Below are 17,056 nucleotides of genomic sequence, written 5' to 3' on the forward strand. Positions count from 1 at the left end.
TGGTACCGGTCCGAACGTACCTAGCGTCCGGTAGGTGGAGTATTACCGAAACCGGGTGGCGGCGCAGGTGCATCGGGAGGCAGAGGCGCATCCCCGGGAATCGGCAGAGGCCACTGGGGTCCACCATACGGCGTGGGAATACTCCACTTACCGCGTGGCGTCGGATCGGACACCTTGGACAGATCGGCGTTGGGCGGCGGGCCCGCGGTGTCGTCGTCGGCCGGACGCGGAGCATTGCGAGCACCGCGCACCAGCATCGCCGGGTCCGGGTTGGCGCAGTACGTGGAGTACAACGCCGGCTCGTAGAAGCTGGCATCCGAGACGGGCTTACGCGGTGTCGCGTAATCACATGTGGGTCGCGGATACAGCAGGTCCGCAAGCGCCCAGATGGCGCCATCATGGAAGATCGTCGCCGCGCTCTCCAGCGCCGACCCACGCACCTCGGGTCCAGGGAAAAGGGCGTTGAGGGCGGGGACTCGCACATAGTTCAACTGAGCGACCGTCGCGAGATTGCCCAACAGCTGCACCATGGTGTCGGAGTTGTCGGTGAAGAGATTGTCCACGCTGTGCAACGTCTGCGGAGCGCGCCCGAGCAGCGTGCGGAAGCCGCCGTCCATCTTCTTCAACCCGCCGAAGGTGCTCCCCAGCTGCTGGCCGGTCGCGTCCAATCCCGAATTGAGGTCGACGAGCGTGGAGAAAGTCACCTTGCTCGACTTCAACAGTGTCACCGTCTCCGGCAAGACACCATCAAGGGTCGTGATGAGGAAGGTGCCGCCATCGAAGATGTCGCCAAGCTTCTCCGGGCCTTGCGTGCTGACCCCGAGTTCCTTACGGATCGTGCTCAGCTTCTCGGTATCGAGCTGTGCCAGTAGCCCATCGGAATCGGCCAGCACCTGTGCAAGGGTTGTCGGAGTGGTCGCCTGACCCAACGCGACCACGCTGTTGTTCTTCAGAAATGGGCCGTCGTTCGTCGTTGGGCGGAAGTCGAGGTACTGCTCACCGGCGGGCGATAGTCCGGAGACCCGCACCTCGCTGTTGACCGGCAGTTTCACCGCGCCGTCGATCGCCGCGGTCGCGACCACGCCGCCCTTCTCGAGATTGACGGACTGCACCCGGCCGATCGGTACTCCGCGCAGCGTGACTTCCTGATTCGGCAGCAGCCCACCGGATTCGTGCAGCTGCACCTTCACCTGGTACTTGGACTCGATCGGATTGACCTTCAGAGTCCCGAACATCACGTAACCAACGCAGATGACGAGGATGGCAACCAGACCGACCACGGACAGCCATTTCCAGCTGCGCTTGAAGACATCGGACAGCGCAACCAGTCCTCGCGAGAGCGATTCCAGCAGACCGTTGGACTGGGCGGGTCCCGTAGCGGGGGCGGTCATCGGCCCGGTCCTGGTTCGGGCGCAGGTGCCGGCGCGGGCTCAGGGGCAGGCGGCATGGGCGGGTTCGGTCCCTGACCCACGACGCGTTCCTGCAACCGGTACAACGAGTACTTGAAGCTACCGACGAGATAACCCCAGTCGGCCTGCTTGGGGCCATGGAAGGTCGGATCGCCCTTGTACCCGGCGTCGGGCCAGTTGCCCAGCGCAAGTTTGGCCATGTTTACGTCGACGGCCAAGGCGCTACCCGCATTCGCCTTCACCAACATCGGGAGCAGCCGGTTCAAAGCGACCAGGCTGGTGTCCGGGCTCACGGCAATGTCGTTGAAGCCCCGCGCAAGCGAGTTGAAATCGGCGATCATGCTGCGCGAGTCGGTGCCCTGAATCGACGGGAACTTCGCCAGCTGATCGGAGATATGCCCGGCGGTGTCGGCGAGATCTCCGACCTGATCGGGATCGACCGCCTTCAATGCCGGCGCACCGGCCTCCAGCAGATCGTTGATGGTCTTCTCCCGGGCCGACAGTGTCGCGGCCAGCTGCGAGGTCCTGTCCAACGAGTTCTGGATCTGCGACGAGCGACCGTTCAGCGTGCCCATCAACTGATCGGACTGCTTCACGATCTCACCGAACACGATGCCGTTACTGCCATTACCGCCGGAAGACTTACCGAGCCCGTTCACCACGTGCGTCAGGTTGCGGATGACACCACCGTTGACGAGCACGGCGGCGGAAGCGAGCACGCCTTCGACGGTGGCCGCCGACGACGTGTTGTCCAGATCCAGCGTGCCGCCATCCTTGAGGAGCTGCCCGGTGACTTTGGCGGGCGGAGTGACCGCCACGAATACGTCACCCAGTGGGGTAGCCGTGCGCAGTTGTGCCGTGGTTCCGACGGGCAACCGCACGCCGTCGCGAATCCGCAGCTGGACTACCGCCACATAGTCGACCGCTTCCATCGACTCGACCTCGCCGACGTCGGCTCCGCCGAGACGCACCTTGGCCTTTGCGGGAAGGTTGAGCGCGTTGACGAATCGCGCGGTCAGCTGGTAGGACTTCGAGCCCATGTTGGGGGCCGGAAGCGGGAGGCTATCGAGTCCCGGTGGAGTGCAAGCAGATACAGACAGCACACCGACCGCCGCCAACGCGGCGACCCTCAGCTTGGAAACCCTCAAGCGGCTCATCACTGCCCCATCCTGGCCATGCCGTCGAGCATGTAGGTCAGTCCGAAATCGGGACCGTAGTCGGCCGGCGTTCCGGTGCTGCACCCGAGCTGCCGCAGACCCATCATGTTGCAGATCTCCTTGGTGAACTGGCTCTCGAAGAGCAGCTTGTCCAACAGCGGGTGCAGGCGGATCGACCCGTTCACCGGGTCGATGACTCGGTCCACGTTGTCGAGCGTGAGCGGCAGCAGATCCAGAGTTTCCTTGAGCTCGCGCTGGTTGTCGGTCAACGACTGCAAGGTGACATTGCCGTTTCCGATGAGGCCCTTGATGACATCGCGGTTCTTCTCGAGGAGTTCGGCCGTGCTCTTCAGCACCTCGTTGGCCTTGCGGCCGGTGTCCCCGGTGCCGAATCGCTCGGCGGCCAGCACGTCAGCCGTGCCGTGCACCGCGGAACCGAACTGACGAATCGCCTTGTCGTTCTCCCCCATCGCGTTCACCAGCGAGCTCACGCTCTTGATGATCGTGGTGAGCTGATCCTTGGTCTCGGCGCCATCGGTGGTCATCTTCAACGCCTTCGACAGCTCATCGAGGGCAGTCTTGACCTGCTCGCCGTTACCCGAAGCGGCCTGCGCGCCGATGCTGACCAAGTCGGCAGCCGGACCGCCGCCCTTTCCGTCGCCCTTCATCGCCGAGGCGAGCTTGTCGACGGTGGCCAGTACGCGGTCGAACCCGACGGGGGTTCGAGTGCGGTCGAGCGGAATGACGTCGCCGTCCTTGAGCACAGGGCCCTCGGTGTACGGCGGGCTCAACGCCACATGCCGGTCGGTGAGAACCGAGCTGGTGAAGGCGGCGGCGATGACATTCGCCGGTACCTTCACGTCCTTGTCGACGTTGAACTTGACCTCGACATACGTGCCCTTGGCCTCTACCGATTCGATGGCACCCACCGGCAGGCCGAGTACCTCGACCACATTGCCGACGAAAAGGCCCGAGCCTTCATCGAATTGAGCGGTGACAGAGATCTTGTCGTCCACCACACCGGCCTTGCGCAGACCCAGGTAGCCACCAATCGCGGCGGCAACCACCAGCACCGAAACCACGCCGATCATGAAGACGCGGCGGGCGGTGGACCCCTGCTGTGTCACGTTCACACTCATGCGCAGTCCTTGAAGTACTCGAGCAGACCCCATTGCTCCGCGCGGCTGCTGATCGCGCACATCCAGTTGTCCACCACCAGACCGTTGGTCAGGTTGATGTTCATGGAGTACGCCGAACCGGTGGCATTGGTCAGGTTCCTGAGCGGAACGGGCAAGATCTGCAATAGGTTTCGCACATAGTCGTCATGATCACTGGCCATCGCCGTGACGTCTCGCAGCTGCTGCAACAGTTTCTCGAAGGCGGGCCGGTCCTTGACGACGACCTTGCTCAGCAGGTCGACCACCTTGGTGATCGATGCCATCAGGCGCTGGAACGATGCCTTGCGGGATACGAACTCTCCCAGTAGGTCCCGCCCCTGGAAGACCAGGTGCCCGAGGTTCGCCTGCTGCCGATGCAACGTCGCGGTGACGGTGGACGCACTCTTGAGCAACTCGCCGATCTGCGTGCGGCGGGTGGAGACGATTCCCGAAAGCTCTTTCAGGTTCTTCATGGCCTCGGGCAGCGCCTCGGGCAGCCCCTCGAGCTGCTTGGCCAAGATGTCGATGGACTGAGCCAGCTTGGTCGTGTCGACCTGTTCGTAGGTGGCAGCGGTATCCGCGAGCAGCGCCTGCAGGTCGTATGGCACCTCAGTGTGCGACAACGCGATTCGCTTGTTCGGAATGACCCCTGCACCGCGCGGCCGCAGCTCGACGTATCGCGAACCGAGCAGCGTGGTGGTCTTGATCGCGGCCTGGGTCTCGGCGCCCAGCTTCACCTCGTCCCGAACTCGCATATCGACGAGGACTTTGGTGCCATCGAGCACAACGCTTTTGACTTCGCCGACATCAACCCCGGCGACACTGACGTAGTCGCCCTTCTTGAGCTGTGCCGCCTGCGCGAACTCTGCCTTGTACCGGGTGTATCCGAAGCCGATCTGGCGGAACAGCAGCATCGACGCGATGATCGCCGTAACGACACCGACGGCGACCATGCCGATCCAGAACTTGCTGCGGTCTTCTAGCCTGCGTTCACGGGGGCTCATTCGATCCCTCGGCATTTCGGTGTGTACTTCGCGACACCACCGTGCGTGGCGTGCCGGACAATGGCGGGCACCAGGTCATTGAGGCCTGGGAAGAACCCGTTGATATTCAGCTGGCAGGCATACGAATTGCCGTACGCACCGTCTTGCATCGTGCGGGCCAAGCCCTTCAGCAGCAGCGGCAGGTTGGAGCCCAGGAAGGCGAACTGGTCCTTGTTGGCAAGGATGTGCGCGGCGGTACCCGGCTCGCGATAGACGAGCTCCTGCAACTGCGGGTACACGTTGTCGCCGATGGTCTGGATCCGGCTGACCACATGCGTGGCCGAACCGATGGACGAGACCAGGCTCTGGCGGCGGTTGTCCAGCTCCCCGACGACGTTCTGGCTCTGGACCACGAGCTGGTCCAGGTTGTCGTTCTGCTTGGCGACGTTCTCCAGAACCGTGTTGAGGTTCTCGATGAGCCCACCCAGCGACTGATCGCGTCCGGCAAAAGATTTCGTGATCTCGGTGGTCTGCGCGACCACATGCGCCAGTGCGCCACGGTCACCGGCGAAGGCGTCTATGAGCCCGTTGGACAGGTTGTCCACCTGCTTCGGATCCAGCAGGGTGAACAACGGCTCGAATCCGTTGAGCAGCGCGCCGACGTCGAAGGATGGCTCCGTACGCTCCACCGGAATCACGCTGCCTTCGGGCAGACGCTCCGGGCTGCCGTCCAGACCACGGGACAGCGAGATGTATCGCTGTCCGATGATGTTCTGGTAGGTCACCGAGACGATCGAATTGCCGTACAGGTTCTGGTTGCTCTTCACCCGGAACTTGAGTTTGGCCAGCGAGCCGTCCAGTTCGATCGAGTCGACGCGGCCCACGCGCACACCCGCGATGCGTACGTCGTCGCCGACGCGCACACCGGTGACATCGGTGAAGATCGCGCTATAGCCCTTTGTCGAGCCCGTGGTGTCACGGCGCAGGGTGCCGTACACCAGGGTCGTCACGCCGATGGCGAACACGACGAACAGCGATAGTCCGATCACCGCGGCCCGGAAGTTCTTCATCGTCCGCCTCCCTCGACCGAATTGGGCTGTGCCGAATCACGGCTGACAGAAATCGTGGTCCCGCGGGCCACCGGGCCCAGCAGCAGCTGCTGCGAGGCGCTCGGATCTCCGCCCAGTGCCTTACCGAGCTGCGCGCGCTCCATCGCACTTCCGACCGGTCCGACGTTTCCACCGAACGAAGCCGGTGCCACTCCGGCGGGTGCCGGGTTAGGCGGCGGGCCGAACGGCGGCAGCACCGGGTTGGCGGCCCGGTCGACTTCCTGCGGGTTGGGGCCCGAGCCGTGCAGCATGATGTCGGCCGCGGTCGGCGGGAAGATGGTTCCCGGCGGTGGCGCGATATCCGGTGGCGGCTTGTAGCTGCCCGGCTGCAGTACCTCGGGAATGTCGATCCACTGTCGCGTCTCGGGTGCGGTGGTGCAGCTGGGTCCGGCCAGCTCCCCGTACCGCGGGCAGTCGTCGCGGACATAGGTCCACGCCGGGCTGAAGGACAGGATCAGGTTCAGGCCCAGGACCTGGCGACCTGGATCCCAGCCGTTCTCGAATATCGCGTCCGACAGCACCTTGATGCGCGATGCGATCGGCACGAACTGGCCCGAATGCTGTGCCAGGACACCGACAACGGGCGTCAGGTGCGTGCCGATGCCGATCATCTGGTCGATGTGGTTGTCGATGGCGGTCGATGCGGTGCCCGTGGTGTGCAAACCGGCCGAGAGCAGCCCCCGCACATCGGATTGCTTCTGGGCCAGGGTGCGCAGCGGCACCAGGGCGTTCTCCAAGTTGTCCAACAGTCGCGGTGAGGTGGTGCTGAGCGCCGCCGACACCTTCTCCAGCGCGGCGATCGTCGAGGGATCGTTCGGACTGGCGGACACGATGGCGTTGAACTCGGTGAGGATCGCCTGCAGCCGTGCCCCGGAGATCAGCAGCTTGTCCCCACGGCCCTGGGTGGCTTCGCCGAATACCCCGATCAAACCGATCGGCGCATCGCCGCGTTGCCGCTCGGTGGCGGCAAGCACCTGACGCAGTTTGTTGGTGGTGGTCTGGAACAGCACGGTCGGCAGCTTGGTGTCCTCGGTGATCACCGCACCGTCGCGCAATGCCGTGCCGTCACCGTTGTCGACCAGCTGCACGGACGACACCGCGAACACGTTGCTCGGCACCACCCGTGCGGTGACCGTGCTCGGAATTCCGCTGGCGTGCTCGGACTTGAGGTCGATGTGCACGATGTTCGGCTTGCCGTCCTCGGCCGGCGTCACCGACGTGACGGCGCCGACGAGCATGCCGCGGAACTTCACGTCGGCACGTTCGGGCAGACCGTCACCGACGTTCATGAGCTGCGCGTTGACCTTGACGGTGTCTTCCAGTAGGCCCTTGGACTTGGCAAGCAGTAGCCCGGTCACCAATCCCAGGATGGCCAGCACGGCGATACCGGAGAGAAGCAGTGCACGGTCGGACCAGCCACGGCCGCTCGATGAGAATGAACCACCACTCACGTCAACCACCGAACCTTGCGCCAGCGTCGACTCCCCACAACGCCATGGTGAGAAGCATGTTCACGATGATCACGACGGTGATGGCGGCGCGCATCGCGTGCCCCGCGGCCACACCCACGCCCTCGGGTCCACCCGAGGCGTTGAATCCGAAGTAGCACTGGATGGTTGAGGCGATCCAGACGAAGATGACGGCCTTGATCACCGAGTAGACGATGTCGGTGCCGCTCAGCATCATCGTGAAGTAGTGGTTGTAGGCACCGCCGATCGAGCCGCCGCTGGAGATCCCGACAAGCAGACGGCAGGTGATGTAGCTGATGACCAGGCAGAGCAGGTACAGCGGGACCACCGCCACGGTGGAAGCCATCAATCGGGTGGTGACCAGGTACGGGATGGGCCGGATCGCCAGCGCGTCCAGTGCGTCGATCTCCTCGTTGATGCGCTGAGCACCCAGCTGCGCGGTGAAGCGGCAACCGGCCTGCATCGCAAAGGCGAGGGCAGCCATTACCGGCGCCAACTCGCGTGTCGACACCAGGGAGGAGATGAATCCGGTAGCCGGACCCAAGCCGATGATGTTCAGCAGGTTGTAGGCCTCGATACCGATCAGGGCGCCGATCGTGGCACCCAGCACGGCGGCCACGCCGACGGTTCCGCCACCGGTAACCAACGAGCCGTTACCCCAGGTGACGTCGGCCAGCAGCCGGAAAAACTCCTTGGAGTAGTAGCGCAACGCGTTCGGGACGGACGCGATGGCCTCCACGAAGAACGCCAGCATGTGTCCGAGCCGCCGAATCGACTGGGCGATCCGATGCCCCGCATCGATGATCGGCTGGACACCCTTGGGGCGGTATGTAGAGATAGTCATAGCGCGCCCCTATATCCCATGCCTGGGGAAGACCATGACGTACACCTGGCTGACGAGCACGTTGATCAGCATCAGCACCAAGATCGACTCGACGACCGCGGCATTCACCGAGTTGGCGACGCCGGCGGGGCCACCCTTGGTGGTCAGCCCCTTGTCGCAGGCGACGATGGCGACGATGAGGCCGTAAAGAATGGCCTTGAGCAGCGCCAGGATCAGGTCGTCGACCCGGGTGAACGACGCGAAGGTCGCGACGAAGCTTCCGGGGGCGCCGTGTTGGAAGTAGACGTTGAACAAATAGCTCGCCAGGAAGCCGACAAAGCAGGTGGTGCCCGTGAGCCCGACGCCGACTAGAACGGCTGCGGCGACACGTGGGACGACGAGCCGTCGGATCACCGACACACCCATGACTTCCATGGCATCTATCTCTTCGCGCATGGTTCGCGACCCCAGGTCCGCAGTGATGGCCGAACCCACCGCGGAGGCCATCAGCACCGCGGCAACCAGAGAGGCGCCCTGGCGCACGATCGCGACACCACTTGCCGCGCCTGCCAACGAGGAAGCGCCGACCTGGCCCGCGAGCAGGGCGAACTGGATCGACAAGGTGACACCGATGGGAATGGCCACCAACAGCGTCGGGACCACTGCGCTGCCCGCCATGAACGCGCCCTGGTGGATGAATTCCTTCCACGGGAACGCACGGTGAACAAGGTCCGAGAACATGTACTGCATCGCCCGTACACCGAGGACGATCTGGCTGCCCGCGGTTTCTACCGCCTGCACCGGATGCTTGCGGACGTACTCCTTGAGGGCGCCGGATACCGCGTCACGAGACGGTGTTGCGGGCCGACCTGTACCGGCCGTATCGAAAGTGGTCATCACGCGCTCACGATCGAATGCACCGAATACCCCAGGGCAACACGTCCGTGTGCTGGCTGACCCACGTGATGCCCTCTCGTCCAAACCTCTTGGGCCCACAATCTTCGCTGGTCACAGAGAAAGCACGGCCCAAACTGAGCAGTAACATAACACCTGACTGACGTGATCTACACATCGTCGTAGATCACGGTGAGATTTTGGACACTCTGCTATATGCGGTGTCTAAACGATAGACAAATCGCAGGTCGCGATTTCATTGGGCGAGAATGAGTATCACACCGACTGGCGTGCAGTTTTTCACCCTTGTCGCGGACCGGCCGAAATGAGCTGTGGCCCCGAACCTCTAACGCGGATATCCCAGTCGGCTACGCGATGAAGCGCGAAATCGATTCGGCCACACAAGCCGGTTTGTCGACACCTTCGATCTCGACGGTCGTCAAGATCGCCACGTCCACGGCGCCCGGTTTCTGTTCAACATGGGTCACCTCGGCGCGGGCACGCAGTCTCGATCCCACCCGGACCGGGTTCAGGAATCGAATCTTGTTGTACCCGTAATTGATCCCCATCGCGATGTTGTCGACCTGGATCAGCTGGAACTGAAACTGCGGCAATAGCGACAAGGTGAGCAGCCCGTGGGCAATGGTGCCACCGAACGGGCCATCGGCGGCCCGTTCGGCGTCGACATGAATCCATTGGTGGTCACCGGTTGCGTCGGCAAAGGTGTTGACCCGCTCCTGATCGACCACAAGCCAATCGGTGACCCCGAGGTCACCCACCGCAACGTCGGCAATTCCGTTGAACACCTTGGCGGTCACGGAACGAGGACCATCTTCCCGTAGACCTTTCCATCGGCGAAGTCCTGGAGTGCCTGTCGGCCCTCTGACAGCGGTATCCGCGCACTCACCGGCGGTCGCATGCCCTCGGCCACCAACTTCTCCAACCCCGCCTGCGTCTCGTAGAGGTAATCCGTGTGAGTGCGCAGGAATTCGCCCCAGGCCACACCGATCAGCGAGGCGTTGCGCAGCAGCAATCGATTCACCTTGATGGTCGGTATCGCGCCGGCCGCAAATCCCACGACCAGCAGCCTGCCCTCGGAGGCCAGGGTGCGTACCGCGTCGTCAAAGGCGGGCCCACCGATGGGATCCACCACCATGTCGACACCGGCGCCACTGGTCGCCTCACGAACCGCCTTGGCCCAGCCATCCTCGAGCGGCAGGACGATGTCGGCACCGACACTCTTGACGAATTCCGTTGCAGCGGTTCGGTTTACCACGGCGATCACCTTGGCCCCCAGGCCCTTGGCAATCTGGATTGCGGCAGTTCCGATACCACCGGCCGCACCGAGCACCAGCACCGTCTCCCCCGCACGCAGCTGCCCGCGGCGGGCGTACGCGAAGTACATGGTGTGGTAGTTCGCGATGAGGGCGACGGCCTCGGCATCGTCGAGCTGCGGCGGCGTCGGAAGAATGTTGGACGGCGCCACTGCCACCCGCTCGGCATACCCACCAATGAAATTGAAGGCCATCACCCGGTCACCGGGGTTGAGTCCCGAACCTGCGGGTGCCGATCGCACGACCCCGGCGGTTTCGATGCCTGGGACGAAAGGAGGCTCCATTCGTAACTGGTACTCGCCCTTGGTCATTAGGTAATCGGGAAAACAGACTCCTGCGGCCTTGACGTCGACAACCACGACGTTGTCACCGCGCGGCTCTTCGACATCGGTGTAGACCAACCCCTCCGGGCCCGACAGCGACTGCGCCTGTATGGCTTTCATGCGAGCGAGGGAGGGCCGGCCTTGACCGCATTCGACAGATCCGCGATCTGCGACCACTTCTCGGCGACCTCGTCGACGGTGGGCGGGGTCTCGAAGTCCGCACCGGCGTTCTCGAACAGTGCGACGCGTTGCACCTTGCCGCCCCCGACGACGAAAACCGAACCGTTGTCGGTGCTTTCCTCGGTGCACAGGTATCCGACGACCGGTGCGACGAAGGACGGTGGCAGCTTGTCCAGCACCGCCTCCGGGGCGATGTCGGCCGTCATCCGGGTGGCCGCGATCGGTGCGATCGCGTTGGAGTGGATGTTGTACTTGGCACCCTCCAACGCGAGGGTGTTGATGAGCCCGACGAGTCCCAACTTGGCGGCGCTGTAGTTGGCCTGCCCGAAGTTGCCGAACAGACCACTGGTCGAGGTGGCGACCACGATGCGACCGTAGCCCTGCTCGCGGAAATGCGGCCATGCGGCGCGGGTGATGTTGTATCCGCCATACAGGTGAACCTGTTGCACCGCATGCCAACTGTCATAGGTCATCTTGTGGAAAGTGCCGTCCCGCAGGATGCCGGCGTTGCTGACCACACCGTGGATGGCGCCGAACTCGTCGACCGCGGTCTTCACGATGTTGGCCGCGCCCTCTTCGGTGGCGACACTGTCGTAGTTGGCAACCGCGCGCCCCCCGGCCGCCTTGATCTCGTCGACCACGCTATCGGCCATCGCGGACCCGGCGCCGGATCCGTCTCGGGCACCACCCAAGTCGTTGACGACCACCGAGGCGCCCTCGCCGGCCAGGGTGAGCGCGTATTCACGGCCCAGACCTCCACCGGCTCCGGTCACGACAATTACCCGGTCTTGCACTCCCGGCATGCAGAACTCCTGATTCACTTGGCACTTCATTGGGTTGCTGAATGATATGGAGGACGGAAACTACAGCTACATAAGCTTTTTCATCAGCTTAAGGTTCTTCTCCAGGTACGGCGGATACGGGAGCTTGAGGTCCATCTTGGTGCTCTTGTACAGCGTCGACTTGAGGTGACTGAACTCGTCGAATCCAGCCTTGCCGTGGTAGGCGCCCATACCGCTGGCACCGACTCCACCGAAGGGCAGGTTCGGGATGACCGCGTGGTACAGCAGATGATTGATCACTGTGCCACCCGCGGGCACATCGTCGATGAATCGGTTGCCGATCCGCTTCGACTCCGTAAAGGCGTAGGCCGCCAGCGGCTTTGGTCGCGAGTTGATGAAGTCGATGGCGTCGTCAAGAGTGTCCGCCGTCAGCACCGGGAGGATCGGGCCGAAGATCTCATTCTGCATGAGCGGCTCGTCCGCGCTGGGATCAACAACGATCGTCGGCTCGATGGTGAGCGCGGACGCATCGGAAGCGCCGCCGGTGGCGACCTCTCCTTCGGTCGCGGCCAGATAGCCCACCAGGCGATCGAACTGGCGCTGGTTCACCACACGCAGTCCCTTGGATTCCTTGTCCGCCTGGAACTCTGCCCATGCCGCCGTGATCTTCTCAACCAGTTCATCGCGAACCGCCGGGTCCACAAGGACATAGTCGGGGGCCAGACACACCTGACCGGAGTTGAGGCCCTTCATGTATCCGATGCGGCGCGCAGCGACCTCGATGTTGGCGTCGGCGGCCACATAGACGGGTGACTTGCCGCCCAATTCCAGCGCGACCGGTGTCAGGTGTTGCGCAGCGCCTTCCAGGATGCGCTTGCCGATCTCGGTGCCACCGGTGAACAGTGCTTTGTCGAAACCCTGCGCCAGCAGTTCCTGCGTCGCCGAGCCGTCGCCTTCGACGACGGCCACTGCGTGCGGGTCGAGGTACTGCGGAATCAGTTTGGCCATCAACGCCGATGAGGCAGGCGCGATCTCGGAGGGCTTGATGGCCACGGTGTTGCCGGCGGCCAGCGCGCCGACCACAGGCCCAAGCGTCAGGTACAGGGGGAAGTTCCACGCACCGATAACGAGCACCGTGCCGTACGGCTCAGGTACCGACCATGCCTTGGCCGGCTGCTGGGCCAGCGGAAGACCCCGCACCCGCTTGCGCCGCATCCAGCGCCGGAGGTTCTTGCGGGCATAGACGACCTCGACGACCGACCCGACAACGTCGGCGATCCAGGCTTCGGCCGAGGAGCGCCCCAAGTCCTCGTGCAATGCGGTGGCGATCGCCGCCTCGTTCTCGGAGAAAAGTCGCTCCAAGCCGACGAGCTGCGCCTTGCGCCAGTGGTACTCGCGGGTCCGGCCGGTTGCGAAGGTCTCGCGCAGGCCCCGGACGATCCCCGGAATGCGTGAGGGCTCGGACGCAGCGTGCTGGTCGGCAGGCGTAGAGATCTCGGTGGTCATATCCGTTCCTCTCGATGGCACGCTCATCAGTGAGTGCATCTGCGCAGGTCACGTACGCGCACACGGACTAGCGATGGCAGCTACGTGAGCTGTATCACCGATGGTAACCAACCAGTTGGGACCTGAGAACCCCGCACCCCTGCGGGCCGCGCTCCATCAGCCCTTGAGCTCGGCTTCTATCAGGGTGTTCCCCCGTATGTCTTCTTCCGAGTGCACCGGCCGACCCGCATCCGACATCTCCACCTCGGCCGGAATCGCCCGAACTGTCCACCCACGCCCGGCGAGCCATTGGGGGACATCGGTGCGGTTCTCGTCGTGGTACATCAGCGATCCGACATCAAGGGACTCTCCGTCCATCCCCGCCAGCTTGCGGGCCCGGTCGAAATGTTCGCGCATCTTGCTGCGGAACTCGTGCCGCTTGGCGTTGTCCGGTCCCACGGCCTCGACGGCGATTCTGCTGCCCGGTGCACTCTGATCCACGATCAGTTCGAAGAGCCGGTCCTGCGCCTCTGTCGGCAGATACATGAGCAGACCTTCGGCCAGCCACGCCGTGGGCGAGGTGACGTCGAATCCCTCCTGCTGCAACGCCGCCGGCCAGTCCTGCCGAAGGTCGACGGGCACCTCTCGGCGAAGACAGGCAGAACGCACATCGTGCTCATCGAGCGTTTGGCGCTTGTACTGCAACACGAGCGGCTGGTCGATCTCGTACACGGTGGTACCGGCGGGCCAGTCCAGGCGATACGCACGAGAATCCAGGCCGGCGGCCAGGATCACCACCTGGGTGATTCCCGCGCGTGACGCCCGTTCAAAGAACCCGTCGAAGAATCGAGTGCGGACCGCCTGGTAATCCACCGCGTACTGCATGATCCGGTCGGCTTCGGGGTCGAGTTCGGCGAGCTGCTGGCGCAGCTCATCGCTGGCGATCACCGACCAGGCCCCGGCCCCCGCACGTTCGACGAGCAGCTGCGCGAACGGATCCTGTATGAGCGGCGTGTCACTGCGGGTTTCGGCCGCTCGCGCCGCGGCCACCATGACTGCGGTGGCTCCCACACTGCTCGCGATGTCCCAACTGTCATCATCGGACCGGGCGGGGGTCGCGTCGGTCACCGGAGTTCTCCCTGGATCAGCTGGCCGCGGAACGTTCCCTGCTCGACATCCTCGGGCACGGGCCTGCCCAGCCGCGCCATTTCGTCGTGCGCATCGGTCTTGGTCACCGACCATCCGTGTGCCCCAAGCCATTCCGCCGGGTCGGCTCGGTTCTCGTCCTCGTAGATCAAGTTCTCGATAGTGACGTCGACATCGATGGCGGTCTTGAACGCGGCACGCACCTGCTCCCGGCGGGCCGCCTCCTGCTCGCTCTCATCCAGGACCAGCTTGCCCTCGTATCCCTCCACGGCAATGTGACTGCCTGCGGCACTCAAGACACCGATGTTCACGAACAGACTGTCTTGCGCGTCCGCGGGCAGATACGGCAACAGGCCTTCGGCAAGCCACGCGGTGGGTTGCGCGGAATCGAACCCGGCCTCTCGCAGCGCGGCCGGCCAGTCCTCGCGCAGATCGACGGCAACGCCGCGTCGTTGCGCCTTCGGTTGGTGGGCGGCGAGGGCGGAGGCCTTGAATTCCAGAACCTGCGGTTGGTCGATCTCGAACACGGTGGTGCCGGCGGGCCAGTCAAGCCGGTACGCGCGAGAATCCAGCCCGGAAGCCAGGATGACGATCTGCCGGACGCCCGCCGCGGTCGCGGCCAAGAAGTAGGCGTCGAAGAAGTTGGTGCGCGTCGCCTGATAGTCGACCATCCGGCTGTAGATCCGTCCGGCCTCTGGATCGGGCCATTCGATGTCGCCAGTCGCCAACCGCTCCCAGCCTGTCGATTTACCGGTCGCGTCAACGAGTATCTGTGCGAAAGGATCGTGGATGAGCGCGTCGGTCCGCAGCGTCTCGGTGGCGCGTGCGGCCGCCACCCCGAGCGCGGTCGCCCCCACGCTGGAGGTGATGTCCCAGGTGTCCCCGTCGACCCGCATGCGGCTCCTCTCAAGGCAAACTAGACCCAATAGTGAGCAATGCTACAGATCTCCATCGGTGGCGGGCATTGTGCCTTGGGTCACATTCACGCTGGTCGCGCCCAGGTAGCCGCATCATTCATTCATTTGCCCGTCACTTTGGATGGGCTGTGCTGCGGGAAGTCAACCGCCCAGACACACTTGGTCAATTTATGCAGTTCCTACACGGATCTGTCATAGGGTTCATCATCGAATCCGTTTGATGACCCACCCTGGCGAAGTTCGCTGGCAGAGGGCTTACTAAAATCCGGTCCAAGAGATAGCTCAGATGAAGTTCGAAAGGGGATAGAACGTGCTCGTCACGTACATGTCCACGGGGGGATGTCGATAATGACCAAACCATCTACCGCAAACGGCGGCTTTCCGAACATCGTCGTGACCGGCATGGCCATGACGACGTCGATCGCACCGGATGTCGAGGGCACCTGGAAGGGGCTACTCGCCGGCGAGAGTGGCATCCGCACTCTCGAAGACGACTTCGTCGCCCACTACGACCTGCCCGTGAAGATCGGCGGGCACCTCAAGGTCCGCGACTTCGACAAAGACATGACGAAAATCGAGCACCGTCGTCTGTCCTATGTCCAGCGCTTGGCGGCGATCATGGGCCGTCAGGTCTGGGAGGACGCCGGGGCCCCCGACGTCGACCTGGAACGTCTTGCGGTGTCAGTCGGCACCGGCCTGGGCGGCGCCGAGAAGATGGTCGAAGCCTACGACGATATGCGTGCCAAGGGCACGAAAGTCGTTTCGCCCCTAGCCGTTCAGATGTTCATGCCCAACGGGGCAGCCGCCGTCATCGGGCTGGAGCGCAAGGCCCGCGGCGGCGTCATCACGCCGGTATCGGCATGCGCGTCGGGCAATGAGGGCATCGCGCACGCGTGGCGCCAGATCGCCTACGGCGACGCCGATATCGCCATCTGCGGCGGTGTCGAGGCGGCCATCGAAGCTGTCCCGATCGCGGCGTTCGCCAACATGCGCATCGTGATGTCGACCGATAACGACAACCCCGCAGGTGCGTCGCGCCCGTTCGACAAGAACCGCACTGGCTTCGTCTTCGGTGAGGGCGCGGCTCTCATGGTCATCGAGACCGAGGAGCACGCCAAGGCGCGGGGAGCGCGGATTTACGCTCGCCTTCTCGGTGCCGGCATCACGTCGGACGGTTTCCACGTCGTGGCACCGCATCCGGACGGCATCGGCGCCTCCAAGGCAATGAACCGTGCCCTGGAAACCGCCGGACTGGACGCCAAGGACATCGACCATGTCAACGCCCACGCCACCGCAACAAGCGTGGGAGACGTCGCCGAGGGCAAGGCCATCCATAACTCGAACCTGCACCACGCCGCGGTCTACGCACCCAAGGGCGCCCTCGGGCACTCGGTGGGTGCCGTCGGCGCCGTCGAGGCCGTCATCACGGTGAAGTCGTTGCAGGAGGGCATCATTCCGCCCACCCTCAACTATGAGACGCCCGATCCGGAGATCGAACTCGACGTCGTCAGCAAGGAGCCTCGCAAGGGCGACTACAAGTATGCGATCAACAACTCGTTCGGGTTCGGTGGCCACAACGTGGCGATCGCCCTCGGCAAGTACTGATCCCACGCTCTTCCCCGACACGCCGTCTGGCGGCGGATTCGTATCGCACGATTCCGCCGCGAGGCGGCGTGTCGGCGTTGGACGGACGCCACGCTGACAACGGCTTCGGTCCCACACAAAGGGCCGCAGGCGATCCCAGGCGTGCCTCGACATCCAGACAGCTGGCAGGAAACTGGCAGGAAATTCCAGGGATGCGAACCGTACCCTCAGTCGAGTATACAGTTGTCTACATCCTAGATCGGGGTGTTAGGTGATTCCCCTACAGGAAGGACGTACGGCGCAG

General features: G+C 63.8%; 15 protein-coding genes. 1 reads left to right on the top strand and 14 read right to left on the bottom strand.

All coding sequences use genetic code 11. From position 1 onward, the window contains the following. Nucleotides 1-20: 20 nt before the first annotated feature. From MSTE_RS23470 to MSTE_RS23535, 14 genes are all read right to left on the bottom strand, one after another. On the bottom strand, nt 21-1,391 hold the full coding sequence (locus MSTE_RS23470) for an MlaD family protein (protein WP_096504821.1): 1,371 nt from the start codon (nt 1,389-1,391) through the stop codon (nt 21-23). Next, nucleotides 1,388-2,566, bottom strand: a complete 1,179-nt coding sequence (locus MSTE_RS23475) for an MlaD family protein (RefSeq protein ID WP_096504823.1) — start codon at nt 2,564-2,566, stop codon at nt 1,388-1,390. Before MSTE_RS23475 ends, MSTE_RS23470 begins: the two co-directional genes overlap by 4 nt. Beyond that, complete coding sequence (locus tag MSTE_RS23480; protein WP_096504825.1) at nt 2,566-3,705, bottom strand: MCE family protein; 1,140 nt, start codon at nt 3,703-3,705, stop codon at nt 2,566-2,568. The genes MSTE_RS23475 and MSTE_RS23480 overlap by 1 nt, the downstream gene beginning before the upstream one ends. Beyond that, nucleotides 3,702-4,727 (bottom strand): MCE family protein, encoded by a 1,026-nt coding sequence (locus MSTE_RS23485; RefSeq protein WP_162291506.1) that lies wholly within the window; start codon nt 4,725-4,727, stop codon nt 3,702-3,704. Before MSTE_RS23485 ends, MSTE_RS23480 begins: the two co-directional genes overlap by 4 nt. After that, complete coding sequence (locus tag MSTE_RS23490) at nt 4,724-5,776, bottom strand: MCE family protein (protein WP_096504829.1); 1,053 nt, start codon at nt 5,774-5,776, stop codon at nt 4,724-4,726. Before MSTE_RS23490 ends, MSTE_RS23485 begins: the two co-directional genes overlap by 4 nt. Then, complete coding sequence (locus tag MSTE_RS23495; RefSeq protein ID WP_162291507.1) at nt 5,773-7,266, bottom strand: MlaD family protein; 1,494 nt, start codon at nt 7,264-7,266, stop codon at nt 5,773-5,775. The genes MSTE_RS23490 and MSTE_RS23495 overlap by 4 nt, the downstream gene beginning before the upstream one ends. A 1-nt stretch (nt 7,267) precedes the next feature. Beyond that, nucleotides 7,268-8,128, bottom strand: a complete 861-nt coding sequence (locus tag MSTE_RS23500) for an MlaE family ABC transporter permease (protein WP_096504833.1) — start codon at nt 8,126-8,128, stop codon at nt 7,268-7,270. A 9-nt stretch (nt 8,129-8,137) separates the two neighbouring features. Next, entirely contained in the window at nt 8,138-9,004 is an 867-nt protein-coding gene (locus MSTE_RS23505) for an MlaE family ABC transporter permease (RefSeq protein ID WP_096504835.1), read from the bottom strand. A 365-nt stretch (nt 9,005-9,369) separates the two neighbouring features. Continuing rightward, entirely contained in the window at nt 9,370-9,819 is a 450-nt protein-coding gene (locus tag MSTE_RS23510) for a MaoC family dehydratase (protein WP_096504837.1), read from the bottom strand. Further along, a complete protein-coding gene (locus MSTE_RS23515; protein WP_096504839.1) occupies nt 9,816-10,778 on the bottom strand; it encodes an NADPH:quinone oxidoreductase family protein in 963 nt (320 codons plus the stop codon). Before MSTE_RS23515 ends, MSTE_RS23510 begins: the two co-directional genes overlap by 4 nt. Further along, entirely contained in the window at nt 10,775-11,641 is an 867-nt protein-coding gene (locus MSTE_RS23520) for an SDR family oxidoreductase (protein ID WP_057967128.1), read from the bottom strand. Before MSTE_RS23520 ends, MSTE_RS23515 begins: the two co-directional genes overlap by 4 nt. Before the next feature lie 66 nt (nt 11,642-11,707). Further along, on the bottom strand, nt 11,708-13,126 hold the full coding sequence (locus tag MSTE_RS23525) for an aldehyde dehydrogenase family protein (protein ID WP_096504840.1): 1,419 nt from the start codon (nt 13,124-13,126) through the stop codon (nt 11,708-11,710). Between the two features lie 156 nt (nt 13,127-13,282). Beyond that, nucleotides 13,283-14,233 (bottom strand): SAM-dependent methyltransferase, encoded by a 951-nt coding sequence (locus MSTE_RS23530; protein ID WP_096504842.1) that lies wholly within the window; start codon nt 14,231-14,233, stop codon nt 13,283-13,285. After that, nucleotides 14,230-15,147: a class I SAM-dependent methyltransferase gene (locus MSTE_RS23535; protein ID WP_096504844.1), complete on the bottom strand. Its 918-nt coding sequence runs from the start codon at nt 15,145-15,147 to the stop codon at nt 14,230-14,232. Before MSTE_RS23535 ends, MSTE_RS23530 begins: the two co-directional genes overlap by 4 nt. Before the next feature lie 369 nt (nt 15,148-15,516). Here MSTE_RS23535 and MSTE_RS23540 point away from each other — a divergent pair, with 369 nt between their 5' ends. Next, a complete protein-coding gene (locus tag MSTE_RS23540; RefSeq protein ID WP_096504846.1) occupies nt 15,517-16,773 on the top strand; it encodes a KasA/KasB family beta-ketoacyl-ACP synthase in 1,257 nt (418 codons plus the stop codon). The last annotated feature ends 283 nt before the right edge of the window (nt 16,774-17,056 follow it).

Source organism: [Mycobacterium] stephanolepidis (genome assembly GCF_002356335.1).
Taxonomy (GTDB): domain Bacteria; phylum Actinomycetota; class Actinomycetes; order Mycobacteriales; family Mycobacteriaceae; genus Mycobacterium; species Mycobacterium stephanolepidis.

Coding starts and splice junctions, on each gene's coding strand:
- MSTE_RS23525 (WP_096504840.1), bottom strand. CDS start 13,126: ATGACCACCGAGATCTCTACGCCTGCCGACCAGCACGCTGCGTCCGAG.
- MSTE_RS23535 (WP_096504844.1), bottom strand. CDS start 15,147: ATGCGGGTCGACGGGGACACCTGGGACATCACCTCCAGCGTGGGGGCG.
- MSTE_RS23515 (WP_096504839.1), bottom strand. CDS start 10,778: ATGAAAGCCATACAGGCGCAGTCGCTGTCGGGCCCGGAGGGGTTGGTC.
- MSTE_RS23475 (WP_096504823.1), bottom strand. CDS start 2,566: ATGAGCCGCTTGAGGGTTTCCAAGCTGAGGGTCGCCGCGTTGGCGGCG.
- MSTE_RS23490 (WP_096504829.1), bottom strand. CDS start 5,776: ATGAAGAACTTCCGGGCCGCGGTGATCGGACTATCGCTGTTCGTCGTG.
- MSTE_RS23485 (WP_162291506.1), bottom strand. CDS start 4,727: ATGAGCCCCCGTGAACGCAGGCTAGAAGACCGCAGCAAGTTCTGGATC.
- MSTE_RS23480 (WP_096504825.1), bottom strand. CDS start 3,705: ATGAGTGTGAACGTGACACAGCAGGGGTCCACCGCCCGCCGCGTCTTC.
- MSTE_RS23470 (WP_096504821.1), bottom strand. CDS start 1,391: ATGACCGCCCCCGCTACGGGACCCGCCCAGTCCAACGGTCTGCTGGAA.
- MSTE_RS23540 (WP_096504846.1), top strand. CDS start 15,517: ATGACCAAACCATCTACCGCAAACGGCGGCTTTCCGAACATCGTCGTG.
- MSTE_RS23500 (WP_096504833.1), bottom strand. CDS start 8,128: ATGACTATCTCTACATACCGCCCCAAGGGTGTCCAGCCGATCATCGAT.
- MSTE_RS23520 (WP_057967128.1), bottom strand. CDS start 11,641: ATGCCGGGAGTGCAAGACCGGGTAATTGTCGTGACCGGAGCCGGTGGA.
- MSTE_RS23505 (WP_096504835.1), bottom strand. CDS start 9,004: ATGACCACTTTCGATACGGCCGGTACAGGTCGGCCCGCAACACCGTCT.